The 24,086-nt window shown below is 64.2% G+C and carries 26 protein-coding genes; 20 read left to right on the top strand and 6 right to left on the bottom strand.

Features of this window, described 5'->3' with window-relative positions:
• Nucleotides 1-116: 116 nt before the first annotated feature.
• The 6 genes from I6E42_RS05130 to I6E42_RS05105 all read right to left on the bottom strand — a co-directional run bounded on the left by I6E42_RS05130 (nt 117) and on the right by I6E42_RS05105 (nt 10,305).
• Nucleotides 117-2,549, bottom strand: coding sequence for a glycogen/starch/alpha-glucan phosphorylase (locus I6E42_RS05130; RefSeq protein ID WP_235370859.1), 2,433 nt, complete (start codon nt 2,547-2,549; stop codon nt 117-119).
• Nucleotides 2,550-2,802: 253 nt separating this feature from the next.
• Nucleotides 2,803-4,239 carry a glycogen synthase GlgA gene (glgA, locus tag I6E42_RS05125; protein ID WP_235370858.1) on the bottom strand — a complete coding sequence of 479 codons (1,437 nt, stop codon included), beginning with the start codon at nt 4,237-4,239 and terminating at the stop codon, nt 2,803-2,805.
• Between the two features lie 211 nt (nt 4,240-4,450).
• Nucleotides 4,451-5,566 (bottom strand): glucose-1-phosphate adenylyltransferase subunit GlgD, encoded by a 1,116-nt coding sequence (gene glgD, locus I6E42_RS05120; RefSeq protein ID WP_235370857.1) that lies wholly within the window; start codon nt 5,564-5,566, stop codon nt 4,451-4,453.
• On the bottom strand, nt 5,563-6,771 hold the full coding sequence (locus tag I6E42_RS05115; protein WP_235370856.1) for a glucose-1-phosphate adenylyltransferase: 1,209 nt from the start codon (nt 6,769-6,771) through the stop codon (nt 5,563-5,565). Before I6E42_RS05115 ends, glgD begins: the two co-directional genes overlap by 4 nt.
• An 80-nt stretch (nt 6,772-6,851) precedes the next feature.
• Nucleotides 6,852-8,963, bottom strand: coding sequence for a 1,4-alpha-glucan branching protein GlgB (gene glgB, locus I6E42_RS05110; RefSeq protein WP_235370855.1), 2,112 nt, complete (start codon nt 8,961-8,963; stop codon nt 6,852-6,854).
• A 193-nt stretch (nt 8,964-9,156) separates the two neighbouring features.
• On the bottom strand, nt 9,157-10,305 hold the full coding sequence (locus I6E42_RS05105; RefSeq protein WP_235370854.1) for a D-alanyl-D-alanine carboxypeptidase family protein: 1,149 nt from the start codon (nt 10,303-10,305) through the stop codon (nt 9,157-9,159).
• An 800-nt stretch (nt 10,306-11,105) separates the two neighbouring features.
• Here I6E42_RS05105 and I6E42_RS05100 point away from each other — a divergent pair.
• From I6E42_RS05100 to I6E42_RS05005, 20 genes are all read left to right on the top strand, one after another.
• Nucleotides 11,106-11,402 (top strand): XRE family transcriptional regulator, encoded by a 297-nt coding sequence (locus I6E42_RS05100; protein WP_235370853.1) that lies wholly within the window; start codon nt 11,106-11,108, stop codon nt 11,400-11,402.
• A gap of 4 nt (nt 11,403-11,406) precedes the next feature.
• Nucleotides 11,407-12,666, top strand: a complete 1,260-nt coding sequence (locus I6E42_RS05095; protein WP_235370852.1) for a PBSX family phage terminase large subunit — start codon at nt 11,407-11,409, stop codon at nt 12,664-12,666.
• Between the two features lie 117 nt (nt 12,667-12,783).
• Nucleotides 12,784-13,923: a phage portal protein gene (locus tag I6E42_RS05090; protein WP_235370851.1), complete on the top strand. Its 1,140-nt coding sequence runs from the start codon at nt 12,784-12,786 to the stop codon at nt 13,921-13,923.
• Nucleotides 13,920-14,855: a hypothetical protein gene (locus I6E42_RS05085; protein WP_235370850.1), complete on the top strand. Its 936-nt coding sequence runs from the start codon at nt 13,920-13,922 to the stop codon at nt 14,853-14,855. Before I6E42_RS05090 ends, I6E42_RS05085 begins: the two co-directional genes overlap by 4 nt.
• A gap of 57 nt (nt 14,856-14,912) precedes the next feature.
• Nucleotides 14,913-15,251 carry a hypothetical protein gene (locus I6E42_RS05080; RefSeq protein WP_235370849.1) on the top strand — a complete coding sequence of 113 codons (339 nt, stop codon included), beginning with the start codon at nt 14,913-14,915 and terminating at the stop codon, nt 15,249-15,251.
• Between the two features lie 21 nt (nt 15,252-15,272).
• Nucleotides 15,273-16,280 carry a phage major capsid protein gene (locus I6E42_RS05075; RefSeq protein ID WP_235370848.1) on the top strand — a complete coding sequence of 336 codons (1,008 nt, stop codon included), beginning with the start codon at nt 15,273-15,275 and terminating at the stop codon, nt 16,278-16,280.
• 1 nt (nt 16,281) lies between these two features.
• On the top strand, nt 16,282-16,629 hold the full coding sequence (locus I6E42_RS05070; protein WP_235370847.1) for a hypothetical protein: 348 nt from the start codon (nt 16,282-16,284) through the stop codon (nt 16,627-16,629).
• A complete protein-coding gene (locus I6E42_RS05065; RefSeq protein WP_235370846.1) occupies nt 16,626-16,949 on the top strand; it encodes a hypothetical protein in 324 nt (107 codons plus the stop codon). Before I6E42_RS05070 ends, I6E42_RS05065 begins: the two co-directional genes overlap by 4 nt.
• Nucleotides 16,946-17,449, top strand: a complete 504-nt coding sequence (locus I6E42_RS05060) for a hypothetical protein (RefSeq protein WP_235370845.1) — start codon at nt 16,946-16,948, stop codon at nt 17,447-17,449. The genes I6E42_RS05065 and I6E42_RS05060 overlap by 4 nt, the downstream gene beginning before the upstream one ends.
• Nucleotides 17,446-18,504 (top strand): phage tail sheath C-terminal domain-containing protein, encoded by a 1,059-nt coding sequence (locus tag I6E42_RS05055; RefSeq protein WP_235370844.1) that lies wholly within the window; start codon nt 17,446-17,448, stop codon nt 18,502-18,504. Before I6E42_RS05060 ends, I6E42_RS05055 begins: the two co-directional genes overlap by 4 nt.
• Before the next feature lie 18 nt (nt 18,505-18,522).
• Nucleotides 18,523-18,912 (top strand): hypothetical protein, encoded by a 390-nt coding sequence (locus I6E42_RS05050; protein WP_235370843.1) that lies wholly within the window; start codon nt 18,523-18,525, stop codon nt 18,910-18,912.
• A 3-nt stretch (nt 18,913-18,915) separates the two neighbouring features.
• Complete coding sequence (locus I6E42_RS05045; RefSeq protein WP_235370842.1) at nt 18,916-19,299, top strand: hypothetical protein; 384 nt, start codon at nt 18,916-18,918, stop codon at nt 19,297-19,299.
• A complete protein-coding gene (locus tag I6E42_RS05040) occupies nt 19,293-19,553 on the top strand; it encodes a molybdopterin oxidoreductase (RefSeq protein WP_235370841.1) in 261 nt (86 codons plus the stop codon). Before I6E42_RS05045 ends, I6E42_RS05040 begins: the two co-directional genes overlap by 7 nt.
• A complete protein-coding gene (locus I6E42_RS05035; RefSeq protein WP_235370840.1) occupies nt 19,550-20,062 on the top strand; it encodes a hypothetical protein in 513 nt (170 codons plus the stop codon). The genes I6E42_RS05040 and I6E42_RS05035 overlap by 4 nt, the downstream gene beginning before the upstream one ends.
• 45 nt (nt 20,063-20,107) lie before the next feature.
• Nucleotides 20,108-20,680, top strand: a complete 573-nt coding sequence (locus tag I6E42_RS05030; RefSeq protein WP_235370839.1) for a LysM peptidoglycan-binding domain-containing protein — start codon at nt 20,108-20,110, stop codon at nt 20,678-20,680.
• Nucleotides 20,677-21,627: a hypothetical protein gene (locus tag I6E42_RS05025; protein ID WP_235370838.1), complete on the top strand. Its 951-nt coding sequence runs from the start codon at nt 20,677-20,679 to the stop codon at nt 21,625-21,627. Before I6E42_RS05030 ends, I6E42_RS05025 begins: the two co-directional genes overlap by 4 nt.
• 65 nt (nt 21,628-21,692) lie before the next feature.
• On the top strand, nt 21,693-22,085 hold the full coding sequence (locus tag I6E42_RS05020; protein WP_235370837.1) for a DUF3540 domain-containing protein: 393 nt from the start codon (nt 21,693-21,695) through the stop codon (nt 22,083-22,085).
• A 2-nt stretch (nt 22,086-22,087) separates the two neighbouring features.
• Nucleotides 22,088-22,435 carry a hypothetical protein gene (locus I6E42_RS05015; protein WP_235370836.1) on the top strand — a complete coding sequence of 116 codons (348 nt, stop codon included), beginning with the start codon at nt 22,088-22,090 and terminating at the stop codon, nt 22,433-22,435.
• A gap of 15 nt (nt 22,436-22,450) precedes the next feature.
• Entirely contained in the window at nt 22,451-23,506 is a 1,056-nt protein-coding gene (locus I6E42_RS05010) for a baseplate J/gp47 family protein (RefSeq protein WP_235370835.1), read from the top strand.
• On the top strand, nt 23,503-24,066 hold the full coding sequence (locus I6E42_RS05005) for a DUF2313 domain-containing protein (protein WP_235370834.1): 564 nt from the start codon (nt 23,503-23,505) through the stop codon (nt 24,064-24,066). Before I6E42_RS05010 ends, I6E42_RS05005 begins: the two co-directional genes overlap by 4 nt.
• The last annotated feature ends 20 nt before the right edge of the window (nt 24,067-24,086 follow it).

Below are 24,086 nucleotides of genomic sequence, written 5' to 3'. Positions count from 1 at the left end.
TTTTGAGCAAGAATATGAGCCGCCGGGCACAGGCCCCGGCGGCTCATATTTTTTGAAATGACAGCATGAAAGCGCCCTCCTGCCCATGGGGAACAGGAGGGCGCTTTTCGTTGATTTTAACGGGTGGGCACATGCCAGATGTTTTTGGCGTATTCGGAGATGGAGCGGTCGGCGGCGAAGATGCCGGACCGGGCAATGTTGATGAGGGACATCTGGTTCCAGCGCCGCTGGTCGGCGTAAGTCTCCAGAGCGCGGCGGTGGGCGGCGCAGTAGCTGTCAAAGTCGGCGAACAGCATGTACTCGTCGGCCAGGGAGCCGCCGCTGCCGAACAGCAGGCGGTTGGTCAGATTGACATAGGTGGTGTGGTCGCTGAAACCGGAGGCGATCTGGTCGATGACCCGCTTCAGCGCCGGGTTCTGCTGGTAGTAGTCCAGAGAGCGGTAGCCCTGGCGCTTGCGCTCAGCCACCTGGTCGGCGGTGAGGCCGAAGAGGAAGATGTTTTCGTCGCCCACCTGCTGGTGCATCTCCACGTTGGCGCCGTCCAGAGTGCCGATGGTCAGGGCGCCGTTCATCATGAACTTCATGTTGCCGGTGCCGCTGGCCTCCTTGCCGGCGGTGGAGATCTGCTCGGACAGCTCGGAGGCGGGCATCAGCTTCTCCGCCAGGGAGACCCGGTAGTTCTCCAGGAAGACCACCTGCAGCTTATCCTTGCAGATGGGGTCGTTGTTGATCTGGTTGGACAGGGAGTTGATGAGCTGGATGATGTCCTTAGCCACAAGGTAGCCGGGGGCTGCCTTGGCGCCGAAGAGGAAGGTCTGGGGGGTGAATTCCATGTTGGGATTATCCCGCAGCTGGTTGTACAGGTGGACGATATGGAGCACGTTGAGCAGCTGGCGCTTATACTCGTGGAGGCGCTTCACCTGGACGTCGAAGATGGCGTCGGTGTTCAGGATCACGCCGGACTCACGGGCCACATAGCTGGCGAAGCGGCGCTTGTTCTCCTGCTTGATCTTGGCCAGCTGGTCCAGAACGGACGCGTCATCCTTGTATTTTTCCAGGCCGCGGATGGCCTCGGGCTGGAGCAGGTACTGGTCGCCGCCGGTGCACTCCCGGATCAGGGCGTCCAGCTTGGGGTTGATCTGGGACAGCCAGCGGCGGTGGTCGATGCCGTTGGTCACGTTCTGGAACTTGTCGGGGTTAGCCAGATAGGCGTCGTGGAAGACGTCCCGCTTCAGAATGTCGGAGTGGAGGGCGGACACGCCGTTGATGGCCTGGCAGGCGCAGACGCACAGGTTGGCCATGCGGACCTCGCCGCCCCAGATGATGGCCATGTGGCCCACCTTGCCCATGTCGCCGCCGTAGCGGTACTCCAGCTCCCGCTGATAGCGGCCGGAGATCTCCTTGAGGATCTCCCAGATCCGGGGCAGCAGGGTCTCGATCAGGGTCTGGGGCCAGCGCTCCAGAGCCTCAGCCAGGATGGTGTGGTTGGTGTAGCAGACGCTGTGGGTGACGATGTGCCAGGCCTCGTCCCAGGAGTAGCCCTCCACATCCAGAAGGATCCGCATCAGCTCGGGGATGACCAGGGTGGGATGGGTGTCGTTGATCTGGATGACGTGCTTCTCGTGGAAGTTACGCAGGGTGCCGTACTGGGAGCGGTGCTTGCGGACGATGGACTGGACGGTGGCGGAGACGAAGAAGTACTGCTGCTTCAGACGCAGGGATTTGCCCTCGTAGTGGTTGTCATCGGGGTACAGGACCTTGGCGATGACCTCGGCCATGGCCTGCTGCTCCACCGCCTTCAGGTACTCGCCCCGGGAGTACAGGGACATATCCACGGGCACGGGGCTCTTGGCGTCCCACAGGCGCAGGATATTGGTGTGGCGGGTCTGGTAGCCGGCGATCTCCATGTCCCGGGGGATGGCCAGAACGGTGGTGTAGCCCACATGCTCGGGGTGGTTGTGGCCGTTCTCGTCCCAATGGTCCACGATCTTGCCGCCGAACCGGACCTCCTCAGTCTCGTCCAGCTTGGGGATGAGCCAGGCGTCGCCCAGGCCCAGCCAGTTGTCGGCCAGCTCCACCTGCTTGCCGTCGATGATCTTCTGCTTGAAGATACCCAGCTCGTAGCAGATGGAATAGCCGGTGGCGGGGATCTCCAGGGTGGTCATGGAGTCCAGATAGCAGGCGGCCAGACGGCCCAGGCCGCCGTTGCCCAGACCGGCGTCGGGCTCCTGCTCAAACAGGTCGGAGGCGGAAAAGCCCAGGTCCTCCAGAGCGTCCTTCAGAGTGTCAAGCAGCCCCAGATTGTAGGCGTTTTTCTCCAGAGAGCGGCCCATCAGAAATTCCAGGGACAGGTAGTGGACCTGGCGCTGCTGGCCCTCCCAGATCCGGTTGTCTGTCTCCATCTGGCGGCGGGACATGATGTCCCGGAGCACCAGGGCGCAGGCCTTGAACATGTGGTTCTTGGTGGCCTCCTCCACGGTGCGTCCAAAGTTGCGCTGGAGCTTTCCTATAATCATATCGGTAAGCTGGGCCTTGGTATATTCAGCCATAACGCTGCCTCCCGTTCCTTGAATTGTTTTATCATTTTATGATTTATTATGAAAAAGTGTGGGGGAATAGAGCTTTTACAGCCTTTAATTGTATCAGGTTTTCCAGAAAGCGTCAATCGGCAGAAAGGCGCAAAAGGGGAGAAAACGCGGGACGCTCTGTCCATTTTATACAATATTTGACGGGGAAAGAGCGGAAAGGAGGAAGAAAGGGGCCCCCGCCTTCCGGCGGGGGCCCCTGGATGACGGGGAACGGTCAGTCCTGGATGCGCTGGTAGATGTCCAGGTACTGTTTGGCGGAATTAGTCCAGGAGAAGTCGGCAGTCATGCCGGCCTTCTGGAGGCTGCGCCAGGCCTTCTTGTTGTTGTGATAGAGGTCCACAGCCTCCCGCAGCACCCACATCATGTCTCCCGCGTTGATATTGGAGAAGGTGAAGCCGCGTCCTTCGCCGGTGAACTTATTGTATGGTGTGACGGTGTCTTTCAGACCACCAGTTTCCCGGACCACGGGGACGGTGCCGAACCGCATGGCGATGATCTGGCTCAGGCCGCAGGGCTCGGAGATGGAGGGCATGAGGAAGATGTCGGCGCCGGCGTAGATCATGGTGGACAGGGGGGCGGAGTAGGTCAGCTGGGCGGCGAAACGGCCGGGATACTGGCTCTGGGCGTGGCGGAAGGCTTCCTCATACTGCCAGTCGCCGGTGCCCAGCACCACCATCTGCACGTCCATACCCATGATCTCATGGAGAACATCGGTGACCAGGGAGAAGCCCTTGTGGCCCACCAGGCGGGAGATGCAGGCGATGATGGGAATGTCCGGGTTCTCCTGGAGTCCCACGGCCTTCTGAAGGGCCAGCTTGCACTCGTTCTTCCCCTTGACCAGAGCCTTGGTGGTGAAGTTGGCGGTCAGGCCGGGATTGGTGGCAGGGTCATACAGCTCCATGTCGATACCGTTGAGGATGCCCTCGATCTTGCCGGCCTGCTGGTTGATGACGCCGTCCAGACCCTTGGCATAGAAGGGGGTGCGCAGCTCCTGGGCGTAGGTGGGGGAGACGGTGGTAACGAAATTGGAGGCCATGATGGCGCCCTTCATCAGGTTCACGTCCCCAAAGTAGGCCAGCATTCCCTCGTTGAAGTAGCTGGCGTCCAGGCCGATGACGTCCTTCAGCACCTGCTCGCCGTAGCGGCCCTGGTACTCAATGTTGTGGATGGTGAAGACGGACTTGGCGTGGGCCAACTGGGGGATACGGTACTTCTCCTCCAGCAGATAGACGGGGACCAGGGCGGTCTGCCAGTCGTTGCAGTGGATGACGTCGGGAGCCCAATCCAGCTGCCCCGGCGTCTCGATGACGGCCCGGGAGAAATAGGCGAACCGCTCGCAGTCATCGAAGTGACCGTAGATCTGCCAGCGCTTGAAATAGTACTCGTTGTCCACAAACCAGTAGGTGACGCCGTCACGCTCCAGTTCAAAGACCCCGCAGTAGACCTGACGCCAGGACAGGGTGACGTTGAAATATTTCAGGAAGGTCATCTGGCTGCGCCATTCCTGGCCGATCCCCTCGTACAGGGGGAGAATGACCTTGACCTCATGGCCCTCCTTGGCCAGAGCCTGGGGGAGGGAGCCGGCCACGTCGGCCAGACCGCCGGTCTTGATGAAGGGAGCAACTTCGGGAGAGGCAAATAAGATTTTCATAATGATCCCCTTTCGTTCGAAAATGCCGGAGAGACAGGGTATCCTGCAAGTTCTTTGATCAAACCCGCTGCACGCGGCTTGATCGCGGCGGAACGCCGCGCCCCGGAGGAGGCAAAGAAAGGACCGCAATCAAGTATAAGGTGGCTCCACCGGGGGAGAGAGGGAGGAGATTCCCCGCTTTCCGCACGATGGAGCCGCTGTTTCTTGTGTGTTATACCACGGTGCCCTTGGCGATGGCCAGAGGATAGGTGGAGTGGCCCATCAGCATACGGTCAGCGTTGATGGTGACGTTCTTATCCGCGATGACGTAGGCCAGGGAGGCTCCCGCCTTGACCACGGTGCCCTGCATCAGGACGCTGTTGACCACCTTGGCGCCCTTTTCCACGATGACGCCGCGGGAGAGAATGGAGTTCTCCACCTCGCCCTCGATGTAGCAGCCGTCCGCCACCAGAGAGCACTTGGAGACGGAGTTGGGGCCGTAATAGGTAGAGGGGTTGGACATGTCCTTGGTGCGGATGGGACGGGCGGGGTTGAACAGGTCGGCCCGGATGGCGGGGTCCAGCAGGTCCATGGAGCGCTGGAAGTAGTCGCCCACGGACTGGAAGCGGCCCGCGTAGCCCTGGTGGATATAGGGCATCAGCTTCAGGGACTTCAGACGGGGCTGGAGCACGCCGCGGCTGAAGCTATGTACGTCGTGGGCGGCACAATATTCCACCATATCCATCAGCAGCTGCTTGGACATGACATAGATCTCCAGGGACTCCAGAGCCTTGTCGGCGGAGGTGGGATGGACGGACAGGTCGGTGACACGGCCGTCGGCGCTGACCTCCACATACTCGGAGAACCGGGGCGCGCCGTTCAGAGTGGGGGTGCACACCACGGTGATGTCAGCGCCGGAGGCGATGTGCTGGTCATAGACCGCCTCCACGTCTAGGTTGACGGCCACGTCGCCCCAGCCCATGATGACATAGTCCTGGCGGATGTTCTTCAGGTATCCGGCCACGCCGGCCAGGGCCTCCATATTGCCGCGGTACTCGCCGTGGCCCTGCTCCGCGTAGCTGAAGGGGGGCAGGATGCGCAGGCCGCCGTGCTTGCGGCTCAGGTCCCAGTCCTTGCCGGAGCCCAGGTGGTCCAGCAGGGACTGGTAGCTCTCATGGACGATGACGCCCACGTCGGTGATGCCGGCGTTGACGTAGTTGGACAGCATGAAGTCGATCAGACGGTACCGGCCGCCGAAGGCCAGAGAACAGGTGTTGCGCGGGCGAGTCAGCTCACCCAGATTGGCGTCGGAGCGGTAGGCAAAGAGAATACCATGGAGGTCGTTCATGCCCGCTCACCTCCCTTCACATCTTCCCGGATCATGGCGCTGGGGGAGACCACAGCCTTTTCCCCCACGGTGACGCCGCTGGCCACCACGGCGATGCCCCACTCGGGGCTGTCATCGGGGGCGGAGCCCACCACGGCCTCCGACTCCACCACGGCGTTCTCCGCCACGATGGCGTAGGACACCTTGGCGCCCGCCTTCACCACGGCGCCGGGCATCAGAATGGAATACTGGACATCCGCGCCCTCCTCCACCGTGACTGAGTGGAAAAGCACCGAGTTCTCCACCGTGCCGTCCACCTGGCAGCCGCCGGTGACCAGGGAGTGGGAGATCTTGGCGTTGGGGCCGGTGACGTGGGGCGGCTTGATGGGAGTACGGGCGTAGATGGGCCAGCTGGGATCGTACAGGTCGATGCTGCTCCGGGGGGCCAGCATGTCCATATTGGCGTCCCACAGGGAGTTGATGGTGCCCACGTCCTTCCAGTAGCCCTGGAAGCGGTAGGCCATCATCTTCTCACCGGCGGCCAGCATGTTGGGGATGATGTTCTTGCCGAAGTCGTTGGAGGAGTTGGGGTCGGCCTCGTCGTCGATCAGGTACTGGCGCAGCTTGGACCAGGTGAACACATAGATGCCCATGGAGGCCAGGTTGCTCTTGGGATGCTTGGGCTTCTCCTCGAACTCGAAGATCCGGTCCTCGGCGTCCACGTTCATGATGCCGAAGCGGGTGGCCTCCTCCATGGTGACCTCCAGCACGGAGATGGTGCAGGCGGCGCCCGTCTTCTTGTGCAGGTCCACCATGTCGGCGTAGTCCATCTTGTAGATATGGTCGCCGGACAGGATCACCACATACTCGGGGTCGTACAGGTCCAGGAAGCCGATGTTCTGATAAATGGCGTTGGCGGTGCCTTTATACCAGGTGCCCTGGTCGCCTTCCCGCATGTAGGGAGGCAGGATATGGACGCCGCCGTCGGAGCGGTCCAGGTCCCAGGGCTGGCCGTTGCCCAGATAGCTGTTCAGCTCCAGGGGACGGTACTGGGTCAGGACGCCCACCGTGTCGATGCCGGAGTTGACGCAATTGGACAGGGGAAAATCAATGATGCGGTACTTTCCGCCGAAGGGAACGGCGGGTTTCGCCACGTGGCTGGTCAGGGCGTAGAGGCGGCTGCCCTGCCCGCCGGCCAGCAACATGGCCACAACTTCTTTTTTCATACTGTCACCTCTTGTCTGTTTCGGGGGGAGCTATATGGAAGCAGGCGCTCGCCGGAGGCGCGCCCTGTTGTTCCCGGGGATCAGTCCTGCGCGGGTTCCTTGGGCTTGGCAGTCTTCTTCGCCTTGGGGGGCGCCGCCTTTTTGGCCTTGGGCGCGGCAGCTTTCTTGGCCTTGGCGGGGGCTTTTTCCGCCTTGGACGCTGCGGCCTTTTTGGCTGTGGGGGCCTTCTCAGCCTTGGCGGGGGCGGCGTCCTTGTCCGCCTTGGGCTTGCGGACGGGGTTCTTCCGTACGCAGCGGTAGATCATGGCGGACATGGGAGGCAGGTCGATGGTCAGGGACTGCTGCTGGTCGTGGCAGGGGACCTTCTCCGTCTTGATGGGGGCGGTGTCGCCCAAGCCCTGGCCGCCGAACTCGGGGGCGTCGGTGTTCAGAATGGGGGCCCAGGTGCCGCCGAAGGGAGCGCCCACCCGGTAGCCCTTCCGGTGCTCGGGGGAGAAGTTGCACACCACGATCAGAGGCTTGCCCTCCTTGTCCCAGCGCAGGAAGGCCACGGTGTTGGCCGTGTTGTCGTCGGCGCACAGCCACTGGAAGCCCTGCCAGGAGTTGTCCTGCTGCCAGAGGGCGGGCTGCTCCAGATAGAGGGCGTTCATGGCCTTGAAGAAGGCCTGGGTCTGGCGGTGGGGCTCATACTGGAGCAGGTGCCAGTCCAGAGAGTATTCAAAGTGCCACTCGTTCCACTGGCCCAGCTCGGCGCCCATGAAGGTGAGCTTCTTGCCGGGATGGGTCATCATGTAGGTGTAGAAGGCCCGGACGCCGGCGAACTTCTGGGGGTTGTCCCCGGGCATCTTGCCGAAGAAGGAGCCCTTCATATGGACCACTTCGTCATGGGACAGGGGCAGGATGTAGTTCTCCGAGAAGGCGTACATCAGGGAGAAGGTGATGTCCCGGTGGTTGAACTGCCGGAAATAGGGGTCCATCTTGATGTAGTGGCAGATGTCGTTCATCCAGCCCATGTTCCACTTGAAGTTGAAGCCCAGGCCGCCGTCGCTGACGGGATAGGTCACCTTGGGCCAGGCGGTGGACTCCTCGGCGATCATCAGCACGTCGGGGTGGGCGGCGAAGACGGCGGTGTTCAGCTTCTGGAGGAACTCGATGGCCTCCAGGTTTTCGTGGCCGCCGTTGACGTTGGGCATCCAGGCCCCGTCCTGCCGGCCGTAGTCCAGGTACAGCATGGAGGAGACGGCGTCCACCCGCAGGCCGTCCATGTGGTACTCCTCCAGCCAGAACATGGCGGAAGAGAACAGGAAGGAGCGGACCTCGTTGCGGCCGTAGTCGAAGACGTCGGTGCCCCAGTCGGCGTGCTCGCCCTTCCGGGGGTCGGAATACTCATAGGTGGGGGTGCCGTCGAAGTTGTACAGGCCGAAGGCGTCCCGGGGGAAGTGGGCGGGGACCCAGTCCATGATGACGCCGATGCCCGCCTGGTGGAGCTGGTCGATGAGGTATTTCAGGTCATCGGGGGTGCCGAAACGGCTGGTGGCGGCGAAATAGCCGGTACACTGGTAGCCCCAGGAGGCGTCCAGGGGATGCTCGGTGACGGGGAGCAGCTCCACATGGGTGAAGCCCATCTCCTTTACATAAGGAACTAAGTAAGCGGCGGTGTCCCGGTAGCTGAGGAACTCGCCCTCGCCGGTGCGGCGCCAGGAGCCCAGATGGCACTCGTAGATATTCATGGGGGAGGTATAGGGGACCTGCTTGGCCCGGTACTCCATCCAGCTCTGGTCCCCCCACTGGTAGCCGGTGTCCAGGTCATAGATCTTGCTGGATACGTTGGGACGGGTGGCGGCGTGGAAGGCGTAGGGGTCGGCCTTGCCCACAAAGCCGCCGCCGGCCTTGTGGATGGCGTACTGGTAGGCGTCATAGCGCTGTAGGCCGGGGACGAAAGCCTCCCAGATGCCGCCCTCCAGCTTGGTCATCGGGGTGGCCTGGAGGTCCCAGTTGTTAAAATCACCGATAATGGAAACCAGGGGGGCGTTGGGCGCCCACACCCGGAACAGATAACCCTCGGTGCCGTTCTCGTCCTTGGCGGGGTGGGAGCCAAAGCAGCGCCAGGCGTGGGTGGAACGGCCCTCGGAGAAAGCCTCCAGCTCAAAAAATAGTTCATGAGAGGAGAGATTTTCCTGATATTTAGACAAAATGATCACCTCTGTGGAGAGTTAATACCAGAGATTGGGGTAAAAAGCACAACGCCGTGTCAAAACAATCCCTGAATATTTATATAAATTATACAACAAGCTGTTTGTGCCGTCAAGTTAAATAGAGGGAAACATATCTTTTGGGAGAAAAAAGACAGAAAAGGCAACTATGTACCCGCCGGAGGCGGGTAGGTCAGCCGGCCATGAGCAGCTGACGGAGCATCCGGGTGAAGATGCCGGGAACGGTGAGCCTGTCCACCTGCTGGGCGGAGACGATGGGGACGGTGTCCCGCAGCTCCTCCCCCACATAGACCTCTAATTGGCCCAGGGTCTGGCCCTGTTCCACCGGGGCCTCCAGGTCCTCGGCCAGGGTGAGCTTGGTGGACACCTGGTCCTCCTGGCCCTTGCGTACCAGCAGGCGGCACTCCCGCTGGAGCTGGGGCTGGACCTGGGAGACGGTACCCAGCAGCACGTCCACCGGAGCCAGAGGAGCGTCGGGATAGGCGTTGACCAGGGCGTAGTTGGCGAAGCCGTAGTCCAGCAGGGCCTTGGCGTCTTCAAAGCGCTCCGGGCCGGTGGGGGATCTCATGATGACGGCGATGAGCTCCATGCCGTCCCGCTCGGCGGTGGCGGAGATGCAGAAGCCCGCCCCGTCGGTGGAGCCGGTCTTCAGACCGGTGGTCCCCTGGTAGAACCGGACCAGCCGGTTGGTGTTGGTCAGGCCGAAGGCCCCGTCCCGGATGGAGTCCATCCAGATGGTGGTGTACTGGCGGATGTTGGGGTGGTTCAGGATCAGCTCCCGGGACATGAGGGCGATGTCATAGGCGCTGGTCAGGTGGCCCTGGGCGGGCAGGCCGGTGCAGTTGACGAAATTGGTGTCCGCCATGCCCAGCTCCCGGGCCCGCTGGTTCATTTGGGAGACAAAGGCGGTCTCGCTGCCCGCCAGATGTTCCGCCAGGGCCACGGCACAGTCGTTGCCGGACACCACCGTGACGCATTTGATCATCTCGGAGACGGACATCTGCTCCCCCTCCTTCAGGTACACCTGGGAGCCGCCCATCCCGGCGGCGTGGGCAGAGACGGTGACCATGTCCTCCGGGGACAGCCGGCCCGAATCCACCGCCTCCATCACCAGCAGCAGGGTCATGACCTTGGTGACGCTGGCTGGTTCCAGCTTGGCGTGGGAGTCCTGGTCATACAGGATGGTCCCGGTCTCCTTTTCCATCAGGACGGAGGAGGCGCAGGACAGGGACAGGCCGGCGTCCTCCCCCACGGCGGACGAGGCGGGAATGGCGGCGGACAATATCAGCGCCGCCAGACATACAGCGGAAAGTCGCTTCATAGATCGTTCCTCCTGAACCATCGTTGGTGTGTATGGTCAGGATGTGGAGGAAAAGGAAGTTCTATGCAGGAGGGAAACCGGTATTTTTTTCTGGACAGGCTCTCCCAATACCATAATCTATCCTGCGCGTGAGATATGCCGAAAGAGGGCGAAGGGGAGATGATAAATTTTTGTTTGTATTAAGTTATCGCCTGCGGGCGGGACGGGGATGGGGATGTTTCGCCCCCGGGCGAGGTACTTTTGTAGAGATACAAAAGTACCCAAAAAATCTCCGGGCCTGCGGGCCCGGACCTGATGAGAGTTCGATTGGGAAAGTATTCCTTGCGTCCGGCGCGCAAAATTCGGTTCTGTTGCCTCTCTTTCCGGGCCTTCGGCCCTGAGTAATACGAGTTTGGATGAGAACAGCTACTGAATGTCAGCGCCTGCGTTTCCGAATTGTGCGGCGTGGTTCCTGACTGCGCTGCTCCGCCCCGTTGTGCAAAACTTGATTCAGTGGCACGTCCCACCGGGCGGCCCCGGCTGGCCACGGAGGTAAGGAGTGTCAGGGACAGGTCATGCCGTGACCGAGGCGGGCTATATTGCTGATCCCCCGTAAAATCTCTGGATTTTGCGAAGCAAAAAGGCGGTGTGAGTCAATTCAAATTTTGCGGCCTGGGCCGTTGGTTCCTTTTGATCGCCGCAAAAGGAACTCGCCCCGCAGGGCGAATCCCTTTGCCCCATAAACGAAAATTTATTTTTCTTGGGTGACGGGAAACGTGCAACATTTGCGCGCTGGGAGGGGATAGGTGAGGAGGGATAGGGTGGCGAACACAAAACTCCCGGGACGGGAGCAGATTTTAAAACGCATGTGGAAGCTGGCCAACGCCGGAGCCGTGGACGCAGTCCGTCTGGCCTGCTTCCCAGAGGAGGAGTGGGGCAGCCTGGAGAACCTGGACCTGGACGCCCTCACTGAATTCAAGCGGGGGGCCAACGGGGTCATCGAGCTGAAATTCGCCGACCGGGGCAGGCTCCTGGAGCGGCTGCTGGACGCCGCGGACCACAGCGGTGAGGAACAGGTGGACCGCTTCCTGAGCGCCATGGAGGGGAAGGGGGAATGAGGCCGTGGAGGACATGGTGTTTTCCCCCAAGCAGCGGAACGTGTTGACCTGGTGGCGGCCTGGCTCGCCCCACAGGGAGAAACAGGCCATCATCTGCGACGGCGCGGTGCGCAGCGGCAAGACCCTGTGCACCGGCCTTTCCTTTTTCTGCTGGGCCATGCGTTCCTTCCACCGGAAGAACTTCGCCCTGTGCGGAAAAACCATTGTGTCCGTGCGGCGGAACCTGCTGGAGGAGCTGCTGCCCCTGTTGGAAAACATGGGCTTTCGCTGTGAGCAGAAGGTGTCCCGGAATATCCTGAAGGTCCGGCTGGGCGGGCACAGCAATACCTTTTACCTGTTCGGCGGCAAGGACGAGGGCTCGGCGGCCCTGATCCAGGGGATCACCCTGGCGGGGGCCCTGCTGGACGAGGTGGCGCTGATGCCCCGGTCCTTTGTGGAGCAGGCGGTGGCCCGGTGTTCGGTGACAGGCAGCAAGCTGTGGTTCTCCTGCAACCCCGAGTCCCCGGCCCACTGGTTCTACCGGGAATGGATCTTAAAAACAGAGGAGAAAAAAGCACTGCGCCTCCAATTCTCCATGGAGGACAATCCGGGGCTGTCCCCGGAGGTGCTGGAACGGTACAAGACCATGTTTGAGGGGACCTTCTACCGCCGGTTCGTCCTGGGGGAGTGGGTGGCCGCCGAGGGGCGGGTCTACGACTTTTTCGACGAACGCTTTGTGCAGGATGTTCCAAGGGAAAATCTGGAAAACTGGCACATCTCCTGTGATTACGGCACCCTGAATCCCACGTCCATGGGGCTGTGGGGCCAGCGGAACGGGGTGTGGTACCGGGTGGCGGAGTATTACTACGACGCCAGGCAGCAGCGGCGGCAGAAGACCGACGAGGAGTACGCAGACGAGCTGGCCGGACTGGCCGGGGGGCGGGAGATCCGGGCAGTGGTGGTAGACCCCTCCGCCGCCAGCTTTATCGAGACACTGCGCCGCCGGGGATGGCGGGTGCGGAAGGCGGACAACGAGGTGCTGTCCGGCATCCGTCTCACCGCCCGGCTGCTGAAGGCGGGGAAAATCGTCATCTGCAAGGGCTGCGGGGACGCCATCCGGGAGTTCTCCCTCTACCGTTGGGAAGAACAGGGGGACGGCCAGGACCGGGTGCGGAAAGAACATGACCATGCCATGGATGAGATCCGCTATTTTGCCGCCACGGTGGCGGCGAAGGAGACAAACGGCAGCTGGTTTGCGGGGAGCGTGGAGCGGAGAAGGTTTTGAGCCAGCAATCAGGAAACGTGGTGTCCGGCTTCGCCGGACCTTTTTATCCATTCCGCCTGTGGCGGGAAGACGGGCCGTCGGGGACGGCGGTCCCTACAAAAAGGGGGAGTCAGTAAAGTGAAATGGTGGGAACGGAAACGGAAGGAGCCGCCCGCTCCGGTGGTGCAGGTGCGCCAGGGCGGCAGCCACCCCTTCGGCGCGCTGGAGCGGTACACGCCCCTGCGGCCGGGAGAACTGAGCCTGTACCGGGCCATCCGGGAGGGCGTGCCCATTGTGGACGCCGCCATCTGGAAGCTGGTACGCCTGTGCGGCGGCATGTCCGTCCGGTGCAGGGACGGCCGGGCCCAGCCGGGGCTGGAGCGGTTTTGGAAGACGGTGGACACAGGCTGGGGCCAGCGGGGGGTGCAGTCCTTTCTGGACCGGTATCTGGACGCTATGTTCACCTGCGGCCACGGCCTGGGAGAGATCGTATTGGCACCCGGCGGACGGGATATCGCCGCCCTGCTGTGCGCTGACCCGGAGCAGGTGGAAGTGAAGACGGGAGACAACCCCATGGACTTCCGCCTGTGCCAACGGAAGGTGGGAGCGCCGGAGGAACTGCCCTTTCAGGACCTGCTGCTGTTCACCCCCTTCCAGCCCACGGGAGACGCCCCCTGTGGGGTGTCCCTGCTGCGGTCCATGCCCTTTCTGGCGGGCATCCTGCTGAAGATCTTCCAGACCACGGGACAGAACTGGGAGCGGGCGGGCAACCTGCGCTTTGCCGTGGTGTGCCGGCCTGAGGAGGGCGAGGGGGGCTTTGCCCAGGAGCGGTGCCGCCAGATCGCCCAGGAGTGGTCCTCCGCCATGCAGGCGGGCCGGGAGGGCTCGGTACGGGACTTTGTGGCGGTGGGCGACGTGGACATCAAGGTCATCGGCGCCGACAGCCAGGTGCTGGACAGCCAGGTGCCGGTGCGGCAGATTTTGGAGCAGCTGGTGGCTCGGACGGGCATTCCGCCCTTCATGCTGGGCCTGTCCTGGTCCTCCACCGAGCGGATGAGCACCCAGCAGGCCGACCTGCTCACCAGCGAGATCACCGCCATCCGCCGCAGCGTGGAACCGGTGCTGTGCCGGGTGGCCGAGCTGTGGCTGCGGCTCCGCGGCTATGATGACCGGGTGGAGATCGTCTGGGAGGACATCAACCTGCAGGACATCGTGGAGGAGGCCAAGGCCGATCTGTACCGCGCCCAGGCGGAGAGCATGAAGGAGGAGAACACATGAAGATCGTAAAGGAATCCCAGGGAGGACAGGGCACGGCGGTGACCGGGGAGGACCTGGTCCTCATCAACGCCCTATCCCGGAAGGAACTGAAAGCGGAGGAGGTGTACACCTTCTCAGTGCGGCTGTGCGACAACGAGGTGGACCGGGACTTGGAGCGGTTCGCCCCCCGGACCCTGGAGGAGCTGGCCCCTCTGTTTGTGGGCAAGAGCGGCATCTTTGACCACCAGTGGTCCGCCCGGGGTCAGGCCGCCCGCATCTACAAGGCCGAGGTGATTCAGGAGCCGGAGAAGCTCACCCGGGCGGGGGACGGCTACTGCTGGCTGAAGGGGTACGCCTATATGGTGCGTACCGACAGCACAAAGGACCTGATCGCAGAGATCGAGGGGGGCATCAAGAAGGAGGTCAGCGTGGGCTGCGCGGTGGAGCGCGCGGTGTGTTCCATCTGCGGGGCGGACCTGAACCGGGCCGCGTGCGGCCACAAAAAGGGAGAGCGCTACGACGGGCAGCTGTGCTACGCCAGCCTGGAGGGGGCCGATGACGCCTATGAGTTCTCCTTCGTGGCGGTGCCCGCCCAGCCTGCCGCCGGAGTGGTTAAGGGTGCGGGCCGGGTGTACGCCGATCTGAAGACCCTGGCCGCGGAGCATCCCGGCTGCGCCCGGGAACTGGAGAAATTGGAGGAGGAGGCCCGGCTGGGCCGGACCTATCTGACTGAGCTGAGGCAGGAAGTGGTGCGCCTGGGACTGCTGGCCGGGATGGGCCTGGACTGCGAAACGCTGACGGGCATGACGGACAAGCTGTCCCGGGAGGAACTGCTGGCCATGAAGCGGGCCTACGGCGGCCGGGCGGAGGAGCGCTATCCCCTGAAACCCCAGCTGGAGTACGGGGAGAAAGCAACCCTGGACAGCGAGAAGGACCGGGCGTTTTTGATTTGAGGATAGCGGCGGGAGAAATACCCGCCCTACCAAATAAACAAGGGAGGAACATTGAGGATGAGCAAAATTTCCTTTGAAGACATTGGGGCCGTGACGGCCACCTTCGCCGCGGACGAGGGCGTGGAGGGCGGCCAGGTGGTCAAGGTGACGGGCAACGGCACCGTTGGCCCCTGCGCCGCGGGGGACGCTTTCTGCGGCGTGGCCCTGGAGCCCCGGAAGAGCGCTGCCGCCGTCCAGGTGAAGGGCTTTGTCACCGTCAGCTGCACCGGCGACCTGGCCCTGGGATGGACCACCCTGGCGGCCGACGGCCAGGGCGGCGTAAAGGCGGCCGCCAGCGGCGGCGTCACTGTCCTGGTAGTCAGCGCCGGCAGCGGCAGCGCCGTGGTGTGTCTGTAATTTTGAGAGGAGCGTGGAACAATGGCTTTTTCTTATGACAATCTGAAACTGGACAAGGGCATGTACCAGGAGGCGGGCAGCACCTTTACCCAGGTGCTGGAGCGCCTGGACCCCAGCGAGCAGTACAAAGGCACCAGCCTGGAGGGGCTGGACGCCTTCCAGCGCCAGCTCAAGCGCTTTGACATCAAGGTGAAAGGCGCGGGCAGCGACGTGGTGGAAAAGTTCTTCCGCACCGCCGATTCCGCCGTCCTGTTCCCCGAGTACATCGCCCGGGCTGTCCGCCAGGGCATGGAGGAGGACATCCTGCCTCATATCACCGCCGCCGTCACCAAGTTCGAGGGTATGGATTACCGTTCCATCACCGCCGAGAATGGGGAAGCCCATGAGCTGCGCCATGTTGAGGAGGGGACGGCCATTCCCGCCACCACGATCCAGGTCCAGTCCAATCTGGTCAAGCTGCGCAAGCGGGGCCGTATGCTGGTGGCCAGCTATGAGGCGGTGCGCTATCAGAAGCTGGACCTGTTCTCCGTCACCCTGCGCCAGATCGGCGCCCACATCGCCCGGGCCAACCTGGAGGACGCGGTGGATGTGCTGATGAACGGCGACGGCAACAACAACGCCGCCGCCGTGGACCAGGTGGCTTCCAAGGGCACCCTGACCTACGACGACCTGGTGGACTTCTGGGCCAAGTTCGACCCCTACCAGATGAACGCCCTGCTGGTGTCCGGCGACGTGATGGTCAAGATGCTCAAGCTGTCCGAGTTCCAGAATCCCATGACCGGCCTGAATTTCCAGGGCACCGGCAAGCTGACCACCCCCCTGGGCGCCACCCTGCTGCGCACCTCTGTCCTGCCCGCCGGCACCGCCATCGGCTTGGACAAGCGGTTCGCCCTGGAGATGGTCCAGGGCAGCGACGTGATGGTGGAGTACGACAAGCTCATCGACCGCCAGCTGGAGCGGGCCGCCATCACCACTGTCAGCGGCTTTGCCAAGGTGTTCCAGGACGCTTCCCGCGTGCTGGAGGTTTGAGATGACGGAAGAAATCGTAGCCCTGTGTAAAGCCATGGGGGCCGATGGGGACCGGGAGGAGCTGCTGCTCCCCCTGGTCCGGGCGGTGGTGTCCGCCATGGAGGGGCGGCTGAGAGCGGGAGTCACGCCGGAGGACTGCGGCGACGCCTTCCTCCTGGCCGCCGCCATGGTGGTCATGGACGGTCTGGAAGGCGTGGCGGGGAACGGACGGGTGACCTCCTTTACCGCGGGCGATGTGTCCATCCGCACCGGGGCAGACAAAAGCGAGTCCCGCACCGCCCAGGCGGAGCGGCTGATGGCCCCCTGGCTGGGGGAGACGGGCTTTGCTTTCCGGGGGGTGGCGGGATGATGGACCGGGAGTGGCGGAGCATTTTGAACCGCTACGGACAGCAGGTCCTGGTGCGCCCCAGAGCCGGCCAGGAGGAGGTGCCCCTGCGGGCCTTCCTCCAGCCGGTGCTGGACCGGAGCCGGGGACAGGAGGTGCCCTCCCCCCTGGGCCTGCGCCGGGAGGACCGGATGCTCTATCTGGGTCCCGGCGACCAGCCGCTGACTGCCGGGGAGAGCCGGGTGACGTGGGGGAAACGGGACTATGACGTCCAGTCGGCCCACCAGGTGGGAGACAGCCACTGGTGGGCCCTGCTCCGTCCCCGGGACAAGGAGGAACTATGAGCACTGGATTGGAGAACATCCGGGAGCGGATGGCCGGCTATTTGACGGAGCGGGGGGTGCGGGCCGTGACGGCCTGGCCCCAGGGACAGCGGCAGGTGCTGGAGGCCCCGGTGGCGGTGGTCTCCCTGCGGGCATGTGAGGCCGGGCCCGCCGGCTTTCAGAATTACCTGGGGGAGCGGTACAACGAAACCACCGGACTGTGGGAGGAGCTGTATGGTCGGAAGGTCAGGCTCACCTTCGGCCTGGACCTGTACGCCCCCGCCCGGGGGGACGGGGCGGAGCTCCAGGCGGCCTTCGACACCCTGGCCGCCGCCCTCGCCGGAGACGGACCCCAGGGGCTGGAGGTGCTGGAGTTCTCCTGCGGGGAGACGAAGCACGACAGTCAGGCAAGTCTGCTGAAACGGACGGCCCAGGCGGTGTGTCAGGCCTGGCTGTACAGCACGCCCCAGTCGGGCGGGCTCTTTTTGGATTTTGAACTGCGAGGTGGATGGAAAACATGAATATCACGGTACATCAGCGTCCGGGGGTCTACTCCGCCTATGACGCGTCCTCGGTGGTGAGCGGCAGCGGCGGCGGAAAGACCGTGGGCCTGGCGGCGATCAATACGGTGGCCCAGGCGGGAACGGTCCATATCATCACCAGCTATGACAAGGCGGTGGCTACCTTCGGCTCCGCCGGGGGGCAGGACATGGCGGAGCTGATCCGTCTGGCTCTGAAAAACGGCGCCTCCGCCGTGGCCGCGGTGGCGGCGGCGGACGAGAGCGGCTATCAGGCGGCCTTTGACGCGCTGAACATGACAGAGGACATCTCCGTCCTCATCTGCGATAGCACGGACACGGCGGTCCAGAAGAAGCTGCGGGACAGCGCCGTCCAGGCGTCCCAGGCCCGGCGGGAGCGCATCGCCGTGGTGGCCGGGGCCAAGGACGAATCGGTGGACGACCTGATCGCCCGGGCCAAGGAACTGAACCATGAGCGGGTGGTACTGACGGCCCCCGGGGCCGTGGACAGCCAGGGAGCCGGCCTCTCCGGCGTGTCGGTGGCGGCGGCATTGGCCGGGGCCATCGCGGGGGAGGGTGACCCCGCCGTCCCCATGGGCGGCGCGGAGCTGCTGGGCCTCCACGGCTTGGCCCTGCGCTATGAGGACAATGACCTGGACCGGCTGATTCTGGGGGGCGTTACCCCCGTGGAGCAGGTGGGGGGCGCGATCACGGTGGTCCGGGGGATCACTACCCGCACCACCACCGGGGAGGCGGCGGACAGCACCTGGCGGGACCTGTCCACCATCCGCATTGTGGACGACGTGATCCCCAGCCTGCGCACCGCCCTGCGGGCCAAGTTCCGCCGGGCCAAGAACACGGAGCAGAGCCGGGGGGCCATCCGGGCCCAGGTGGTGCTGGAGCTGGAGAACAAGCTGGCCCGGGAGATTATCACCGGCTATGAGAATGTGGCGGTGACGGCGGACGCCGAAGACCCCACCCGGTGTCTGGTGGACTTCTCCTTCACCGTGGCCCATGGGCTGAATCAGATCTGGCTCACGGCCCATATTACCGTTTGAAGCGAGGGAGGTTAGAGCATGAGTATCGCGGGATTTCCCACCAGCAGCGACATCTATCTGGAGGTGGACGGTACCCGGGTGGCGGTGGTCCAGAGCTACACCGCCAAGGCCACCAAGAGCAGCACCGCCGTGGAGGCCTTCGGGGAACAGGAGCCGGTGGCCACCATTCCGGGCCAGGCCAAGCATGTGGTGGAGCTGACCCGGCTGTACGCCACCGACGAGGCCATCCGGGACGGCATCGACTTTTACAGCCTGTCCGGCTTCTCCCTGGTCATCTGCAAGCCGGACCGGAAGATCATCTACTCCGACTGCCAGTGGAGCTCCATCCAGGAGAACGCCACCCTGGGCAGCATGGTGCTGGAGAAGGTCACCCTGGTGGCCTCCCGGCGCATTGAGACGGAGGTGTAAGCCGTGACCCTGTCCATTTTGGCCCAGCGTGACCGGATCACCCTGGACAACGGCATGGACCTGCGCCTGCTGTCCGCCCTGGAGGTCCTCCAGGCCCGGCGGGAGGCGGGGGAGCTGGCCCGGTCAGACCGGGAGCGGGCCCTCTGCTCCAACGCCTGCCTGCTGGCCCGGGCGCTGGAGCGGACCGGGGACCACAGCCCGGTCTTCGACAGCGGGGAGGCGGTATTGGCCGGCTTGACCGTGGAGGAGATCGGCGCGCTGGCGGCCCGGTGGTCCGCCTTCCGGAAGGAGGCGGACCCCGGCTTGACCCTGGACCGGGAGGAACTGGAGAACGTAAAAAAAAACTCCGCTCCGACCGGGGCGGACGGCTGCGGTGGCGGGTGCTGAAGGCCTTTCAGGCCCTGCCCACGGAGAAACGGACCCAGGACATGAAAGAGCGGGACTACCTCTGGTGCCTGGTCCAGATGATCCTGGACCGGGAGGAGGAACTGGACCGGCTGTGCCCTGAGTGCCGGAGCCGGGCGGAGGAGGCCCGCTGCCCCGCCTGCGGCCGCCCCGCCCCCCGGTGGGGGGAAGGCGCAGCCAACCCGGCCTTTGACCTTGGCCGGTTTGAGGAATTGAAGGGAGGCGGCGGGCGGTGACCGACTATCTGGAACCCCGGGAAGGGGAGGACGAGGACGCCCTCTGGGAGGCGGTGCGGCAGCTGGAGCAATTCAGCCGGAAGGAAGACGCGGCGGACGGGCCCCGCGGGGAGGAAACCGGACCATCCGCCGCTCCGGAGGAAGCAGAGCCTCCGGAACAAAGCGGCCAGGAGGAGGAATACCTCTCCATGCCTCTGCTGGAGGAGCTGGAAGCCCTGGACCGGGCGCTGGAGGGATGGGGACAGCTCCGGGAGGAGGAGCCCCCGGCGCTCTGGGAGAACGGGGAGGAAGCGGAAAGCGGCCGGAGCAACTTTGACCGGAACCTGGGCGGAGCCCAGCGGGGGACAGTCCCCTGGGGGGAATTGCTGCCGGACGCAGGAGAGACGCGGAGAGGGTCCGGCGAAGCAGGAAGTACCGCTTGGACCGACGAGGTCCTCCAGGCGGAGGGGCTGGACCGGGTGTTCCGGCGGGACAGCCGCCGCTACGACGGCGGTTTCTTTCTCTATTAGCGGGGACGGCCCCCGGCATTACAATTCTTTAGGAGGGATCGGGGCATGACACTTTCGCCCATGCGCTATAAAAACTATACCTGGCCCCACAATCCAAAGGTTTACTCCATCGACTACGAGCGGAAGATGGCGGTGCACAAGACCCCCTTCGGCCTGTTCCACCTCCAGGACCTGGGACGGACCCACCGGACCATGGAGGGAGAGGGGGAATTTGTGGGGGAGGACGCCTACGCGCAGTTTGGCAAGCTGGCCAATGTCTTTTACAACGGCGGGCCGGGCCTGCTGGTCCACCCCCTGTGGCAGGCGTCCAACGCTTATTTTGTCTCCCTGCGGCTGGAGCAGGAGCCTAGGCCCGACTATGTGCGGTACTCCTTCGCCTTCTGGGAGGATGACAGCTGGTACACCGGGATGGCCGCCAAAGTCACTGGACAGGAGGATTCGAGCGCCGCGGCTGTCTCCGCCTCCGCGGGCGCGGCGTACCACCGGGTGGTGAAGGGAGACACCCTGTGGGCCATCGCCAAGACCTACGGCATCTCCCTGTCGGAATTAATCGCCCTGAATCCCCAGATCAAGAATCCCAATCTGATCTGGGTGGGAGACGAGGTGAGGGTGCGGTGAGAGGCTATGTGACCGACGCCAAAGGTGAGACGTGGATATTGCCCGTGCTCACCGCATGGCAGATGGAGTATACCTCCGGCGTGCCCTGTGACAGCTTTTGGCTCCGCTGTCCCTGGGAGGCGGGGAGCGGGACGGACCCCGCCCGCTGGGTGGGGTTTACCGCGCAGTGGCAGGGAGAACGGGTGTTTACCGGCGTGGTGGATGAGTGCCAGGTGACCCAGTCGGAGTCGGGGAGCGCGCTGGAGGTGTCGGGCCGGGGCATGGCAGCCCTGCTGCTGGACAACGAGGCCCTGGGCCAGGATTACGGCACCGCCACCCAGGCGGACATTCTGCGGGACCATGTGACCCCGTACGGCATCCAAGTGGCTCCGGGGGCCAACCTCCCGGCGGTATCCCGGTTCTCTGTGGCCACCGGGAGCAGCGAATGGTCGGTGGTCTATGACTTCGCCCGGTACTACGGGGGCGTGACGCCCCGGTTTGACCGCCTGGGCCGCCTGGTGCTGACCGGCTGGCCGGACACCCAGGAACGGCTGGTGGGGGACGGCGTGGCGGTGACCAGGCTGTGCTGCCGGGATAAGCGGTACGGCGTGTTGTCCCAGGTGCTGGTCCGGGACCGGTTCAGCGGCGCGGTCCAGAAGGTGGAGAACAAGACCTTTCTGGCCGACGGCGGCCGGGCACGGCGGGTCCTTACTATGCCGGGGCGGAGCAACTATAAGGCCATGCGCTACTCCGGGCAGTTCCAGCTGGACCGCTCGGCGGCGGAGCTGGAACGGCTGGAGGTGACGGTGGCCCAGCCCTTCGGCGCATGGCCGGGCGATCTGGTGCGGATCCAGCGGAGCAATTGGGACCGCTGCGGCTTGTACCGGGCGGTGCGGACCGTGGCGGGGATGGACAGCCGGGGCTACTGGACGAGGCTGGAGCTGGCCCCGCCTGATTTGGTGCTGTAGCTGACTAGTGAGACAAGGCGTATTCTGGGCCGTTGAACAAGGCTCGACTTTATGAGGTGAGGAGTATGTGGACATCAGAGCGGGACCGCCGAACCGTGGTCCAGGAGGCGGCGGCTGAGGTGGGTCTGGTCACCCTGGGCGGAGACCCGGCGGGGGTAAACCTGGGAGGCGAGCGGCGCTGGCTGCCCGTATACAGCCCCGGAGGATATGCCTGGCGGCCTGCCGCCGGGGACAAGGTGCTGGTGGTGAAGACGGGGGGAGAACGGGAGGCACCCTGCATCCTGGGCCGGGCCCAGCAGGGGGAGGACCTGCGCCCGGGAGAGGTGCGCCTGGACGGGCCGGACTGTTCCCTGGCGCTGCGTGACGGCGCCGTCGACCTTAACGGGACAGTGTGGGTCAATGGAGTGACGCTGGATGAATACATCGCCATGATCGTGGCGGCGATCCTGGGGGGCTGAACATGGAATTGAAGATCATGGACGGAGACTATGTGCCAAACGGGGCCGGGGGATTGTGCCGCCTGAGCGGGAGCGACGAGGTACTGGGCCGGGTGCTGTACCGGCTCACCGCCCGGCGGGGCGGCCTGCCTTTTCTGCCTCAGCTGGGCAGCAGGCTCCACTTGATCCTCCGGGAGAGGCCCTCCGCGCGGCAGGCTATGGCGGCCCAGTATGTGGCCGAGGCCTTGGAAGCGGAGCCCGACCTGCAGGTGGCCGGGGTGGAACTGACCGACCGGGGAGAACAGGCGGAGCTGACGGTCCGGCTGAACTGGCGGGGAGAGGCCCTGTCGGTGACCCTGAGCCTGACATGACCGAGGTGAGAAGGAATGAAGACAGTAGAAGAGATCTATGGTGAAATGCTGGCCTGCTACGGGGAGCGGACGGGGCTGGAGCCGGAGGCGAGCTGCGACCTGTCCGTCCGGCTGTACGCCCTGGCCGCCCAGGTCTGCGCCCTCTATATTCAGGCGGACTGGACGGTGCGGCAGGCTTTTCCCCAGTCGGCGGAGGGGGAGTATCTGGACCGCCACGCCCTGCTCCGGGGGCTGGAGCGGAAAAAGGCTTCGGCAGCCCAGGGCGTGGTCCGCTTCACCGCGGGAAGCACCGCCGGGGAACCCCGGGTCATCCCCAAGGGGACGGTGTGTATGACGGCGGGACTGATCCGCTTTGAGACGACCCAGGACGGGACCATTCCGGCGGGGAGCCTGACTGCGGAGGTGCCTGTCCAGGCGCTGGCCCCCGGAGCCGCCGGAAATGTGGCGGCCGGGACCATCACGGTGATGACGGTGGCGCCGGCGGGCATTGCCTCCTGCACCAATCCCGAGGCCTGTGCCGGCGGCGGAGACCAGGAGGGAGACGAGGTGCTGCGGACAAGGGTGCTGGACACCTACCGCCGTCTGCCCAACGGGGCCAACGCCGCCTACTATCAGAAGGAGGCGCTGTCCTTTGACCAGGTGGCCGGAGCCGCCGTGGTCCCCCGGCCCCGGGGCGTGGGGACGGTGGACGTGGTGGTGACCACCCTGGCCGGCCTGCCGGACCAGGACCTGCTGGACCAGCTGGAGGCCTACTTTCAGGAGCGGCGGGAGATCGCTGTGGACGTTCAGGTGCGGGCGCCGGAGACGGCGGCGGTGAACCTGGCGGTTCAGGTCAAACCCGGGGAAGGACGGAGCTTTGCCGAGGCGCGGGCGGAGGTGGAGGCGGTCCTCCGAAACTGGTTTACCGGTAAGCGGCTGGGCCAGAGCGTGCTGCGGGCCCAGCTGGGGAACCTGATCTATAGCTGTGAGAGCGTGAGCAACTACGCCATCAAGACTCCGGCGGCGGATGTGGCCGTGGCGGCGGACATACTGCCTGTCCTGGGCACCCTGACACTGGAGGAGATGGCGTGAGTTACACCCAATTTTTGAAGGAACTGCTGCGCCCCCTGGGTGTGTATGACCTGAACGCCCCATTCAACGCCGGAGAGCTGGAAGGGGCGGGAGAGGCCCTGGACGGGGTGGAAGAAACGCTGGAGGAGGACCTGCGGGAGACCAGTCTGGCCACGGCGGAAGGCTGGGGCCTGGAGCGGACGGCGGGCCTGTTTGTCCGGCGCCCGGTGGCAGATACGCCCAGGGCGCTGGCTGCTGCCCTGGCGGCCCTGCTCCGCATCGGCGGGGACAGCTTTACCCTGGCGGCCGTCAATGATACCATCTCGGGCTGCGGCATCGCGGCCAAGGTGGAGGAGACGGGGGTGGAGCGGGTGACAGTCTCCTTCCCGGGCGTGGCCGGGGTGCCGGCGGGCTTTGACCAGATGAAAAAGATCATCGAGGATATTCTGCCGCCCCATCTGGAGATCCAGTACTTTTTCTGGCACCTGACCTGGAAGGAACTGGAGGAAACATTCTCCTGCTGGCAGGACATCGAGGATCTGGCACTGAACTGGGAAGAACTGGAAAACCATGTGAATTGAAAAACGGCGCGGAACGAGAG

The organism is Pseudoflavonifractor phocaeensis (genome assembly GCF_021531815.1).
Classification (GTDB): domain Bacteria; phylum Bacillota; class Clostridia; order Oscillospirales; family Oscillospiraceae; genus Lawsonibacter; species Lawsonibacter phocaeensis_A.
Note: the sequence above shows the minus strand (reverse complement) of the source record. Positions and strands in the feature narration are given on the sequence as shown.

What these genes read in the sequence shown, in the direction of transcription:
- glgA (WP_235370858.1), bottom strand. Translation starts at nt 4,239, where the DNA reads ATGAAAATCTTATTTGCCTCTCCCGAAGTTGCTCCCTTCATCAAGACC.
- I6E42_RS05065 (WP_235370846.1), top strand. Translation starts at nt 16,626, where the DNA reads ATGATGGACCGGGAGTGGCGGAGCATTTTGAACCGCTACGGACAGCAG.
- I6E42_RS05030 (WP_235370839.1), top strand. Translation starts at nt 20,108, where the DNA reads ATGACACTTTCGCCCATGCGCTATAAAAACTATACCTGGCCCCACAAT.
- I6E42_RS05080 (WP_235370849.1), top strand. Translation starts at nt 14,913, where the DNA reads ATGAGCAAAATTTCCTTTGAAGACATTGGGGCCGTGACGGCCACCTTC.
- I6E42_RS05115 (WP_235370856.1), bottom strand. Translation starts at nt 6,771, where the DNA reads ATGAAAAAAGAAGTTGTGGCCATGTTGCTGGCCGGCGGGCAGGGCAGC.
- I6E42_RS05055 (WP_235370844.1), top strand. Translation starts at nt 17,446, where the DNA reads ATGAATATCACGGTACATCAGCGTCCGGGGGTCTACTCCGCCTATGAC.
- I6E42_RS05010 (WP_235370835.1), top strand. Translation starts at nt 22,451, where the DNA reads ATGAAGACAGTAGAAGAGATCTATGGTGAAATGCTGGCCTGCTACGGG.
- I6E42_RS05060 (WP_235370845.1), top strand. Translation starts at nt 16,946, where the DNA reads ATGAGCACTGGATTGGAGAACATCCGGGAGCGGATGGCCGGCTATTTG.
- I6E42_RS05015 (WP_235370836.1), top strand. Translation starts at nt 22,088, where the DNA reads ATGGAATTGAAGATCATGGACGGAGACTATGTGCCAAACGGGGCCGGG.
- I6E42_RS05085 (WP_235370850.1), top strand. Translation starts at nt 13,920, where the DNA reads ATGAAGATCGTAAAGGAATCCCAGGGAGGACAGGGCACGGCGGTGACC.
- I6E42_RS05075 (WP_235370848.1), top strand. Translation starts at nt 15,273, where the DNA reads ATGGCTTTTTCTTATGACAATCTGAAACTGGACAAGGGCATGTACCAG.
- I6E42_RS05130 (WP_235370859.1), bottom strand. Translation starts at nt 2,549, where the DNA reads ATGGCTGAATATACCAAGGCCCAGCTTACCGATATGATTATAGGAAAG.
- I6E42_RS05050 (WP_235370843.1), top strand. Translation starts at nt 18,523, where the DNA reads ATGAGTATCGCGGGATTTCCCACCAGCAGCGACATCTATCTGGAGGTG.
- I6E42_RS05105 (WP_235370854.1), bottom strand. Translation starts at nt 10,305, where the DNA reads ATGAAGCGACTTTCCGCTGTATGTCTGGCGGCGCTGATATTGTCCGCC.
- I6E42_RS05020 (WP_235370837.1), top strand. Translation starts at nt 21,693, where the DNA reads ATGTGGACATCAGAGCGGGACCGCCGAACCGTGGTCCAGGAGGCGGCG.
- I6E42_RS05070 (WP_235370847.1), top strand. Translation starts at nt 16,282, where the DNA reads ATGACGGAAGAAATCGTAGCCCTGTGTAAAGCCATGGGGGCCGATGGG.
- glgD (WP_235370857.1), bottom strand. Translation starts at nt 5,566, where the DNA reads ATGAACGACCTCCATGGTATTCTCTTTGCCTACCGCTCCGACGCCAAT.